Annotated in this window: 11 protein-coding genes; 1 reads left to right on the forward strand and 10 read right to left on the reverse strand. The window is 60.6% G+C overall.

What is annotated here, in order from left to right:
* Positions 1-213: 213 nt before the first annotated feature.
* The 10 genes from D3P04_RS00005 to D3P04_RS00050 all read right to left on the reverse strand — a co-directional run bounded on the left by D3P04_RS00005 (position 214) and on the right by D3P04_RS00050 (position 10,694).
* The gene (locus D3P04_RS00005) at positions 214-1,038 is read right to left on the reverse strand and encodes a sugar phosphate isomerase/epimerase family protein (protein WP_119744684.1); all 825 of its coding nucleotides are present in this window, start codon (positions 1,036-1,038) and stop codon (positions 214-216) included.
* A 16-nt stretch (positions 1,039-1,054) separates the two neighbouring features.
* The gene (locus D3P04_RS00010) at positions 1,055-1,729 is read right to left on the reverse strand and encodes an HAD family hydrolase (RefSeq protein WP_119744686.1); all 675 of its coding nucleotides are present in this window, start codon (positions 1,727-1,729) and stop codon (positions 1,055-1,057) included.
* Positions 1,726-2,484, reverse strand: coding sequence for a glycerophosphodiester phosphodiesterase family protein (locus D3P04_RS00015; protein WP_119744688.1), 759 nt, complete (start codon positions 2,482-2,484; stop codon positions 1,726-1,728). The genes D3P04_RS00010 and D3P04_RS00015 overlap by 4 nt, the downstream gene beginning before the upstream one ends.
* Positions 2,485-2,501: 17 nt before the next feature.
* Positions 2,502-3,362 carry an ABC transporter permease gene (locus D3P04_RS00020; protein ID WP_119744690.1) on the reverse strand — a complete coding sequence of 287 codons (861 nt, stop codon included), beginning with the start codon at positions 3,360-3,362 and terminating at the stop codon, positions 2,502-2,504.
* 10 nt (positions 3,363-3,372) lie between these two features.
* Entirely contained in the window at positions 3,373-4,302 is a 930-nt protein-coding gene (locus D3P04_RS00025) for an ABC transporter permease (protein ID WP_119744692.1), read from the reverse strand.
* Between the two features lie 7 nt (positions 4,303-4,309).
* The gene (locus D3P04_RS00030) at positions 4,310-5,290 is read right to left on the reverse strand and encodes an ABC transporter ATP-binding protein (protein WP_119744694.1); all 981 of its coding nucleotides are present in this window, start codon (positions 5,288-5,290) and stop codon (positions 4,310-4,312) included.
* Entirely contained in the window at positions 5,287-6,267 is a 981-nt protein-coding gene (locus D3P04_RS00035; RefSeq protein WP_119744696.1) for an ABC transporter ATP-binding protein, read from the reverse strand. Before D3P04_RS00035 ends, D3P04_RS00030 begins: the two co-directional genes overlap by 4 nt.
* Positions 6,268-6,328: 61 nt before the next feature.
* Positions 6,329-7,960, reverse strand: coding sequence for an ABC transporter substrate-binding protein (locus D3P04_RS00040; protein ID WP_119744698.1), 1,632 nt, complete (start codon positions 7,958-7,960; stop codon positions 6,329-6,331).
* A 368-nt stretch (positions 7,961-8,328) separates the two neighbouring features.
* Positions 8,329-8,961, reverse strand: coding sequence for a hypothetical protein (locus D3P04_RS00045; protein WP_119744700.1), 633 nt, complete (start codon positions 8,959-8,961; stop codon positions 8,329-8,331).
* 281 nt (positions 8,962-9,242) lie between these two features.
* Positions 9,243-10,694, reverse strand: a complete 1,452-nt coding sequence (locus D3P04_RS00050) for an NCS1 family nucleobase:cation symporter-1 (protein ID WP_232844839.1) — start codon at positions 10,692-10,694, stop codon at positions 9,243-9,245.
* A gap of 193 nt (positions 10,695-10,887) precedes the next feature.
* Here D3P04_RS00050 and D3P04_RS00055 point away from each other — a divergent pair, with 193 nt between their 5' ends.
* The gene (locus D3P04_RS00055) at positions 10,888-11,538 is read left to right on the forward strand and encodes a GntR family transcriptional regulator (protein WP_232844840.1); all 651 of its coding nucleotides are present in this window, start codon (positions 10,888-10,890) and stop codon (positions 11,536-11,538) included.
* Positions 11,539-11,563 lie beyond the last annotated feature (25 nt).

The following is an 11,563-nucleotide window of genomic DNA, read 5'->3' on the forward strand; positions in this document are numbered from 1 at the left end:
ACCCTCCTCTCCTTCTTAGAACAAATACCTCGGGGGTCCGGGGGCAGCGCCCCCGGCCGTCGCGGGACGCAAATAACCGGCATCGCCACCTCAATGCGGCGCTCTGAAATGGCGATGATTGCCCGATCCGGTCAACAGCCGGGCAGTCATCGGAAAGATGGTGGCACAGGGCGATTTTCGGCGGCTATTCCGCGATTGCCCAGCCGGTCGCGGCTAGCGGGCCAGTCCAAGATTGCTCAGGTAAGCGACCGCGGGCAAAATCCCCGCCTTGTCGCGCAACTCCAGAATAAGCCGCGGGTTGGATGTCAGTTCGGCAAGGCTACGGAAGACCTCGTGCCACCGGATCGTTCCCTCGCCGATGGTCCAGTGCCGGTCGGCGTAACCATCCGCATCCTGAAGATGGATATGCTCCAGCCGGTTGCCCGCCCGCCGGATATAGTAATCGACCGGAGGCGCACCGGTCGAGCCATGGGCGTAATGCGCATGCCCGGTATCGATGGACACGGCCATGGCGCGCGAATTGAAGCTGTCGGCAAGGATGCGGCGGATATCGGGATCCTTGTCCTCGATATTCTCGATCACCATCGTGACGCCAATCGACTCGGCGCGGTGAACCACCTCACCCATGGTCTTGTGGCAGTTCTCCAATACGCGGTCATAGGCGCCACGCGCCGGGAAATTGTCGAGATTGTTGTAATCCCATGTCGTATAGGGCGAATGGATCACCATCTGCGTCGCGCCCAGATATTCGCAGACTTCCAATCCCTGCAAGAACCGGCGGGTCACGACGGCGCGGATATCATAGTCGGGATTCGCGATATTCAATCCCCAGAACGGCCCGTGAATACCCAGACGGCCGGTATGACCGTCAAGCAGTTTCCGGGTCTGATCGGCGACGGATTTCCAGTCGCCGTCCAGAAGTTCGGCCTCGATGAAATCCTGAATCTCAAGGTCACGATTCTCGCCAAGGATGAAGTCCTGCATCCCGGCAAGATCCCGGGTCATCATGGCTGCGCCAAGCAAGGGAAGATCGGGCATTTTCAGGTTCCTTATGTCAGGCTGCGGCAGGCAGCGAAAGTTTCGTCAGAAGCGCGTGAAGCTCGGTCATGCCGTGAACGACGTGATCCGCTCCGGCATCCCGCAGAGCGCTGGCATGATCCTTGCGCCGCTCGGACGGGCCGATGAACCCTATGGAAAGGCAGCCCGCATCAAGCCCGCAGCGGAGGCCATGAGGATTATCATCGATGAAGATCGCCTCACCCGGGGAAACGCCCAGCTGGGCCGCGGCAAAGAATGCGAGATCCGGCGCGGGTTTCGCGGCGGGCACATGTTCGGCCGAGTAGATATGCCCGTCAAAACGTTTGGCCAGCGGGCTGCGCGCGATCGAACGGTCAAGGCGGCGGATCATCGAATTCGAACAGACCGCCATCGGCACGTCGAAATCCCACAGGACCCGCTCGATCCCATCGATCAGCGGAATGTGCTGATCGAACATCTCGAAAAGGATCCGGTCCGCATGTTCGAAAACCGTATAGGCATCCAGCCCCGCCCGTTCCATGACGGTAAAGCTTGCTTCGGCAGAGCTGCCGCAAAAGAGCGTGACGGCCTCGTCCACGGTTATGTCCACCCCGGCGGCGGTCATTGCCCTCGCGACGGCGGCGCAACCAAGAGGTTCGCTGTCAAGAAGCACGCCATCGCAGTCGAAAAGGATCGCTTTGAACCGGCTCATGCGGTGACACCTTCGTCCATCAGCTGGCGGAGGAGCACAGGATTATCCGAGACGAGGTAACCCGGCGCGCGGGCAATCCAGTGGCGCATCATCTCGGGCTCGTTGATCGTCCAGACCGAGCAGCACTCGCGTAATCCGAGACCTTCAATCAGGCCGAGTTCCGCTTCGAAAAGCTCGTGATGAATGCCGATGATATCGACCAGATCCCTGACTTCCGACAGGAATGGCTCAAACCCGCCCTGCTTGTCGGCCCAATCCCGGTTGACGGAGATGAGGCGACGAAATTCGGGGGCGAGGTCGCGTATCCGGCGGAGGACATCGATATCGAAGGCGTGGAGAACGGACCGGTCTTCAAGCCCGCGGCGACGCAGGGCATCGGCGGTCATCGCGATCATGCGCGGATCGGTGAAGCCGGTTTCGTCCGATTTCAGTTCGACATAAAGATCGGCCTTGCCCGGTGCGAGAATGTCCAGCGCTTCGTCAAGACTTGGGACGCCTTCGTCGATCAGCGTATCGTCGGGCGCTTTCAGGCGCAGCGCCTTGCGGCTTTCGGGGGTCAGGTCACGAACCCGCCCCGCGCCATTCGTCGTCCGTTCAAGGGTCGGGTCATGGATCACCACCAATTCGCCCGCATCGGTCAGATGCAGGTCGAATTCGATCCCGTGGAAATCGTGTTTTGCCGTTTCCCGAAAACCTGGAAGCGAATTTTCCGCCCAGATATTGCGTGCGCCGCGATGGGCGATGATCTGTGTCATGGTCTTCCTTTTTCAGGTTAGCGAATTGTCGGGTCCAGCCTGTCGCGCAGCCAGTCTCCGAGAAGCGAGATGGAAAGCGTGGTCAGAACAATGACGAGCGAGGGGGCAAGCATGATCCAGGGCGCGCGGGTCAGGTATTCGCGGCCGAAACCAACCATATTGCCAAGCGAGGATTCCGGCGGCTGGACACCAAGTCCAAGGAAGCTGAGGCCGGATTCCATCAGGATGATTTCCGGGAAGGTCAGCGTCATCGAGACGATCAGTGTCGAGGCGACATTTGGCAGGATATGCCGCAGATAAACGCGCGACGGCCTTGCCCCGAGTTGCACCACCGCCGCGGCATAGCCCTGCGCCGAGGCGGAAATGGCGAGTCCGCGGGCGATCCGCGCATAGCGTTCCCATCCGTAAAACCCCATGAGACAGACCAGCAGCCAGATGGAGGTGCCAAAGAAGGCCAGCACCGCCAGCGACATGATCATGAAAGGCAGCGCCGCCTGAAAATCGGCAAGCGCGACGACCAGATGTTCGACCCATCCACGGAATTGCGCGGCAAGGAAGCCCAGCGTGGTCCCGAAGACGGCCGAGATGATGGTTGCGCAGAAGGCAATGACCAGCGATACGCGGATCGATTGCAGCAGGCGCGAGAAAACGTCGCGCCCGAGTTCGTCGGTGCCAAGCAGATGACCCGGCGTTCCCATGGGAACCAGACGCGCGCCGAGATCCATCGCCGTGATGTCATAGGGGCGCAGCAGGTCGGCGAAGATTGCGACGAAGATCATCAGACCCAGCCAGCTCATGGCAAGCATGACCAGAAATGGCGCTTTCAGGCGAATGCGGCTGATGAAGTGCTGCGCGGGAATCGTTGCGGTGTCCGACATGATCGCCTCTCTAATGCGCCCCGTGGCCGTGACGCAGGCGGGGGTCCAGCACGCCATAGGCGAAATCCACCAGCAGATTTGCCATGACCATGCTTGCGGCGATGACCAGAAGAACACACTGGACCACCGCAAGATCGCGGTTCGCCACCGAAACCACGATCAGCCGTCCTATTCCGGGCCAAGAAAAGATGCTTTCGACAACGATCGCGCCGGCGATCAATGCACCGACCATGAAGCCGAGAAGCGTGACGATGGGAACAGCGGCATTTGGCAAGGCGTGCTTCCAGACCACCTCGCGCCACGGTAGTCCCTTGGCCATGGCGGTGCGGATATAGGGCTGGCCCAGCACCTCGATCATCGCTGATCGGGTAAACCGTGCGAAAATGCCGATCCCGCCGATGGACATCGTGGCTATGGGCAGGATCGCATATTCCCATCCGTCCTGTCCGCCCGCGGGCAGCCAGCCAAGATTCACCGCGAAGATCAGGACCAGCACCAGCCCAAGCACGAAAGAGGGAATCGTGAACCCGAAAATCGCGAACATGATCACACCCCGGTCCGCGATCGATTCCCGGTGCAGCGCGGCATAGATACCCGCCGGGATCCCGATGGCGATCTTCAGCAGCAGCGCCGGGATCGTCAGGGCCAGCGTCGCCGGAACCCGCTCCAGCACAAGATCGATGGCGGGGGACTGGTCGCGCATCGAAATACCGAAATCGAAGGTCATGATCTGCTTGAGATAGGCCAGATATTGCTGCCAGAGAGGATCATCGAGACCCCAGCGGGCGCGGAAGGCGTCAACGGCATCCTGGGGCGCATCCGGGCCAAGCATGATCTGCGCGGGATCCCCCGAGAGCCGCAGGACGATGAAGGCGAAGCTCATGACCAGCAGGATGGTCAGCAGGGCCCTTGCAAGTTTTGCCAGCGTGAATTTCAGCATCGGGACCTCAGGCGGCGGAGCGCAGCGTGTGACGCAGCTTCCGGCAGGCGGCCAACCGCCCGTCATGGAGTTCAAGTTCGGGAATCGTGGCAGCGCAATCGGCATCGGCAAAGCGGCAGCGCGGATGGAAGGCACAGCCCGATGGCCGCGCGGCAGGGTTCGGGGGCTCGCCCTGCAGGATGATGCGCCCATGAAGCCCGGCGCCGATTTTCGGAACCGAGGACACCAGCGCCCGTGTATAGGGATGCCGGGGATCCGAGAAAATCGCGTCCGACGACGCTTCTTCGACGATCCGGCCCAGATACATGACAGCGACCCGGTCGCAGATGTTCCGCACGACCTTGAGGTCATGGCTGATGAAGACCATCGTCAGTCCCTCGCGGTCCTGCAGGTCGCGCAACAGGTTTACGACCTGCGCCTGAATCGAGACGTCGAGAGCGGAAACCGGCTCGTCGCAAACCAGAAAACGCGGGTTGCTTGCCAGTGCCCGCGCGATGACCACGCGCTGCCGCTGGCCGCCCGAAAGCTCATGCGGGTAACTTCCCGCCTGATCCTGACGAAGCCCGACCTTCGCGATCAGTTCGGCGACGCGTTCGTCCCGTTCGGATCCTGCTGCTGCCAGACCATGGATTTCCAACGGCTCGCCAATCTGCGCCGAGACGGTCAGGCGGCGGTCAAGCGCGGAGAGCGGATCCTGAAAGATCAGCTGCATCTCGGCCCGAAGCCTGCGCCAGGCCGGGGTGCGCGGTTCGGGCATGGGATGGCCGCGATAAAGTATTTCCCCCGCGAAAGGGGGTTCTAGCCCAAGAAGCAGACGGCCAAGCGTGGATTTTCCCGAACCGGATTCACCCACGATGCCAAGGATCTCACCCTCGCGGACGGTCAGGTCTATCCCGTCCACCGCCCGCATGGTGCTGGTCTTGCCAAGGAAAGTTTTCGCGGTTCTGTATTGCTGGATCAGCCCTTTGGCCTGCAAAAGCGTGCTCATGCGAAAACCTCCTGCCGGTTGGCCGACCCGATCGGGATCGGGTGGAAACAGGCGGTCAGCCCGGTGCTTGTCTGTTCTTTCAGCTCTGGCTGGTATTCCCGGCACAGATCACCTGCCCTTGCGCAGCGCGGTGCAAAGGCGCAGCCTTGGGGCAAACGTTTCGGATCGGGAACCGTGCCCGGGATCAGACTCAGCCGGGCGCGTCCGGCATCAAGATCGGGGATCGCGTCGAAAAGTCCGCGCGTATAGGGGTGGCGGGGTGCGGCGAAAAGCTGCTTGATATCGTTGGCCTCGATAATCCTGCCCGCATACATCACCGCCGCGCGGTCGCAGACTGTCGAGACTGCGCCGAGATCGTGGCTGATAAAGACCATCGCCATGCCGGTCTGGCGACGCAGATTGGACAGCAGGTCCAGAATTTGCGCCTGTATCGTGGCATCCAGCGCCGTGGTCGGTTCATCGGCGATCAGCAGATCCGGCGCGCCCGCCAGCGCCATCGCGATCAGCACCCGCTGGCATTGCCCGCCCGAGAATTCATGCGGATAAAGATCGAAGCGCGTATTGGCCGAGGGAATGCCGACGATGTCCATCAGGCGGATGGCCTCGGTGCGGGCGGCATCTCCGCGCAAGCCGCGATGCAGGCGCAGGTTTTCGCAAATCTGACGGCCGACGCGATGGACCGGATTGAGAGCGGAGGACGGATCCTGAAAGATCATCGCGATCTTCGCGCCGCGCACGGCCTCGATCCTTCGCGGCGAGGCGCCGATCAGTTCCTGACCGTCGACGGTCACGGAGCCCGAAACCTTTGCCTTGCCCGGCAACAGCCCAAGCGCGGCAAGCCAGGTCACGGATTTTCCGCAGCCGCTTTCGCCGACAAGGCCGACAGCCTCGCCGCGCCTGACATCCAGATTTATCCCGTGGAGCACCTGCACGCCGTCAAAGGCGACTTTCAGGTCACGGACGGAGACAAAGGACATATGCCATTTCTCCTTTCATTGGTGGGTGAGGGCGAACCCATGCAGTTCGCCCCGCCTTTCATCAGGCCGTCCAGTTGGAGGCGCGGAAATCCATGGCGAATGCCGGAGCGGCTTTCCATTTCAGGTCGGATTTCAGTCCGGTGAAGACAGCGTTCTGGTGCAGTACCGTATAGGCCGGGTCTTCGCGTTCGGTGATCTCCAGAAGGCGGGTGATGGCGCGCTTGCGCTCGGCCTTGTCGACCGAGGTTTCCATGACCGAACAGAGCTGGTTGACCTCGTCATTCGCGTAATCGCGTTTCTGTTGCGCTTCGCCATTCGGGCCGAACTGCACGACCAGCGGGGTGATCGGATCGTTGATAAGGTTCGAGGCCGACCAGTCGCGCACGCCCTTGTCGCCTTCGGGGTCGTGGATCTGATCCCAGTTTTCCTTCATCTGGATCTCGACATTCAGCCCGACCTGCTTCCACATTTCGACCAGCACCTGCGCCGTCGGAGTCTGGTTGGTGTAGTAATTGTTAAGCAGTCGATAAGGGATCGCGTCGCCCTTGTAATTGGCCTGCGCCAGAAGATCGCGGGCAAGGTCGGGATCGTATTCCGGGACATTCCAGCCCTCGACGAACATGTCCGAGGCACTGAAGCTGTCGAATTGGAGCCCGGCCGGTATCGCGGTTTCACCTCCCCACAAAGCCTCGACAATCGCCTGGCGGTCGATCGCATGGGAAAAGGCGCGACGGACCAGCGGGTCGGCGAGTATCTCGTTTTGCGTGTTGAAGACGGTAATGCGGTGGTTCCAGATGGTCGAGCTTTGAACCTCGAGACCCGGGGTGCCGTTGACCGCGCCGATCTGATCGGGGGGCAGGTCGCAGGCAAAGTCATATTCGCCCGACAAAAGCCCGTTCACGCGGCTGGCCACTTCCGGAACCTCGACAAAGCGGATGCGTTCCAGCGGAGGCCGGCCATTCCAGTAGTCGTCATAGGCGACAAGCGTCAGCGAAACGTCCGGGCGGAAATCCTCGACCATATAGGGATCGGTGGTGATCGGCTTGGCCGCCCATTCGGCATAGCTTGCAGCCTCATCCCAGGCGCGTCTGTTGGCTATCTGAGAGCCGAATGCGTAAAGGCGTCCTTCCAGCGTGATATCCGGCGTGGCGTTGTGGAACCGGACGGTGTATTTGTCGACGGCTTCGACCCCGCGCAATGCCGGCCAGAGGCGGCGGGCAACGCCCGGAATGCCCGCCGGCAATTCCTTGGCGTTCTGCGGCTTGAAATCTTCCGCATACAGCGTCTTGCCGCCTGCCGGTTCGGTCCCTGCGAACAGCCGCTCATCCGAGAAGGAGAAGACGACATCATCGGCGGTCAACTCGTCGCCATTGTGGAACTTCACTCCCTGACGGAGTTTCAGCTCGATGGTTTTATCGTCGAGACGCTGCCATTCTGTCGCAAGTCCCGGCACGGGTCCCTGATTGCCCATCCAGTCGCGCAGGATCAGCCCCTCCCACAAATTCGGGAAAAAGACCCGCTCGCCGACATTCGACTGTTCGTTCCAGATGTCGAGCGTATTGTTGTTGGTGATCTTCTGCACCGCAATGGTGACGGAACGGCGCTTCCCCTGCGCCATGATATGCCGCGGCAGGATCAACGACCCCGCCGTGGCGCCGAAAAGGCCAAGTGTGTGACGACGTGTGATGGGCATTTCCGTCTCCTGTCAGCTCGGGCATCGCTTTGATCCGTTTGGACCGCGTTGTGATCCCGCGATGTGACTGATGGGTGTCGGATCGATGAAGGAAACGTAAATTCCCACTCCGTGATGAAGTGGCGCCTGCTTGGCGGAAAACGGGAAGGAATTCCGGTTTTCGGGCAGATTTTTCGTTGTAAATAGAAGTGGTTGCCGGTGAGGGTGCAATTGCCTTGACCGGCAACCGGCGCAAGTCGGGCGGTTCTCTGCGCCTCGCCTCGCCTGGCGGCGACGGCTTCATCTTCCGCCCCCTGTATCCGGGACGGATCATACCGATAGAAATCAAGGAATATCCGGGGCTCAGACCCCCGGCTGGCAACCGGTTTCTACAGGATAAGGAAAGCGCTTTGACCGTCCTGATAGGTGTCGACGACGGGGGAGGTCTGTCCTGGTCCCACGATCACGCCGAAATTCAGCACGGTCCACATGTCATTGGCCTTGACCGTTATCAGATGGTGCTGAAACGACCTGCCCATGCCACCGCCATCTTTCGGATCGCATCGCGACGAACCTACGCCGCGGGTCATGTAATTGGCTGGCGTCAGTTCAAGGAGGGTCTTTCCGGTAACCTTGTTCTGCCCGACAAGACTGGCGCAATTCGCGTCATGGTGGAAATTCAGGAAATTTTTGTCCTGACCGTTATTGTCGGGAGCCTGAGTCTCGTTGACGACAAGACCGCACCCGTTCATCGCGCCGGTGACCACGATCGTGCCGTTGGGCGCATCCTTGGGCACCGTGACCGAACCTACGCCGTTGGGCTGGAACGGGAAATAATAGTCGGGATTGGCACCCTCCTGAACCGCGCCCCAGTTCAAACGGATCACACCATCTTCCCGGCTGGTCGAGAAAAGCCTGCATGGGCCGGCGGACTGGCCAGCGAATGAAAGCGCATCAACCACGAATTTGGTTGAAGATAAAACCTGTGCAGGATTGGCACGCAATGAAGCCAGATTGGTCATGTGGGATTTCCTGAAGCAATAAGGTCAATAATGATTCCGGCGCGAGCCGCAGCAACAGAAAACACCTTTTACGGATTCGGGACAACCGCGAAATCCGCGCTTTGCAAGACGCTTTCGATCCGGTTCCGGTCTTGTGGAACCGGCAATACCGATTGCGGGTGCCGACGAGGAATTCGCGGGCGGATCGGAGCAGGCCCGGGAGCGCAAACTGTCGCGGGGGGTAATGTGATGGCGGTCGGCCGGGGCCGCTTTCCTGCAGACCCGGCCGCTGTCCTGATCCCTCAGGTCTGCCGCTGGCCGGAGGTGGTTTCGCGCATCAGCAGGGCATGGAATCCTCCGCCCAGCACCGCGCCGATGATCCATCCAAAGCCGGACAGGCTTGCGAGGGCGGGCACCCAGACCGTCGCGACCGAGAAGAGCGCGGCGACAGCGAAGGCGATGATGGCTTTGCGATTCCATCCGCCTTCGTAGTGATAGACCGCATTCGGATCGGTGCTGAACAATGCGTTCACGTCCAGCTTCTGCTTATGGATCAGATAGTAATCGGCAATCAGGATGCCATAAAGCGGCGCCAGCACCGCGCCCAGCGTATCGACGAAAGCCGCAATCCCGACATTCGAGATGAAGGACACCCACAGCGCGCCGATGAAGAACGCAATCACCGCGGTGATGATCCCGCCCGTCCTGGCCGAGATCAGCTTGGGGGCGAGATTGGCGATATCATAGGCGGGCGGGATGAAATTGGCGACCAGATTGATGCCGACCGTGGCGGCAAAAAAGGTGATCGCGGCAATCAGCGTCAACCAGGTATTGCCCACGCGATCCACGATATCGGCCGGGTTGATCAGCTTCTCGCCGAACAGCACCACGGTCCCCGCCGTCACGAACAGGGCAATGAACGAGAACAGCGCGATCGAGACCGGCAGGCCCCAGAAATTGCCGCGCCGCATCGCATGCTCATTCGAGACAAAACGCGAGAAGTCGCCGAAATTGATCACCACGGCGGCGAAATAGGCGATCATCGTCCCGACCACGGTGATAAAGCCGATGACAGGGCCACGCGGATCGGTCGCGTCATCGCCCTCGAAGATCGATCCAAGCGCCGTAAAGATGCCATTCCCGGCTTTCCACCAGATCACGAACATCAATGCGATCATCACCGCATAGACGAAGGGACCGGCCCAGTTCAGGAACCGCCCGACCCATTCGATGCCCATCATGAACAACCCAAGCTGGAAGACACAGACGATGACATAGGACAGCCAGTCGATGCCGTTCATCCCCAGAAAGCCCGGCCCGCTTTCGCCTCCGAACAATGTATGCAGCAGAAGCGCGACAGCCGTCGAGGCGAAATAGGTCTGGACGCCATACCAGAAGATCGCGACGATCCCCCGGATCGTTGCCGGGAAACGCGCGCCGTAAATCCCCATCGCCGCGCGCGCGATGACGGGATAGGGCACACCGTAGCGCACCGAGGGGCGACCACTGAGATTGACCAGCCCCATGACGATGAACCCTGCCAGAACGATGCCGGCAAACACGGCCCAGCCGTTGAGCCCATAGGTGATGAAAAGCGATGCGGCGAGCGTATAGCCGAACAGGCTCTGGATGTCGTTGTTCCAGACGTTGAAAATCTCGAACGCGCCCCATTGCCGCTTATCCGCGGGAATAGGGGCCAGATCCTCGTTGTAAAGCGCGCCGTCCAGCGGCGGCTGGCTGTGTGATTGTGCCAAGGCAAACCTCCTTCTGCGTGGTAGGGGCCGCTTCGCCATCAACATGACCGCGCCGGCCTTCTGGATTGTTTCGTAACATGTTAGTAGATATTTTAGATATTAACGTAGATATCGTATCAGAAAACACGTTACGGGATATACTGAAAATTCGCTGGCCGTGATTCGTATCAGGTTGGATCCGGGAAGGGGTGCCATGAGTGACGACAAGATGCTGAACAGGCGGGCACAAGTGTCTTTGACCGAGGCATTGCGGCGCGGCGATCTGCGCTCGGGTCAGTTCCTCTCCATGCCGCAGCTTGTGCAGATCCTCGGTTATCCCATGGCCGCTGTGCGCGATGCCGCGCGCTATGCGAGCGTGTCCGGCTGGATGGATATCATTCCCAAGCGCGGGGTGCAGGTGCTGGAGGCGCGTTCCGATACGATCAGGGAAAGTCTGGACGCGCGGATGGTGCTGGATCAGGAAGGCGCGCGACGGCGGATCCGCCTGGATCTGCTTGCGGAACTGCCGGAATTGCGTCACCGGCACGAACAGATGCTGGCCGAGGCGTCGCGCGAAAGCACACCGGATTTCTCGGCGCGGGCGGTGGCGGTCGATTTGTCACTGCATGACTATCTGGCCGAGGGGCTGGGCAACTCGGTCCTACGCAGCGGCTATGATGCGAATCGGGTCCGCATCGCCATCATCCAGCGCGTCCGCCCCTTCGTACAAGAGCGGATCCGGTCTTCGATGCAGGAACATCTGCGCATTATCGAGGCAATGGAACGCCGCGACCTGCGCGCCGCCATTGACGCGATCTCGCTTCATTGCGAGCGGACGCAATACTGGTGGGGCGCCAAGACCTGACACCGTTACCGATCAAAGCCTGTCG

The organism is Paracoccus onubensis (genome assembly GCF_003591515.1).
Taxonomy (GTDB): Bacteria; Pseudomonadota; Alphaproteobacteria; order Rhodobacterales; family Rhodobacteraceae; genus Paracoccus; species Paracoccus onubensis.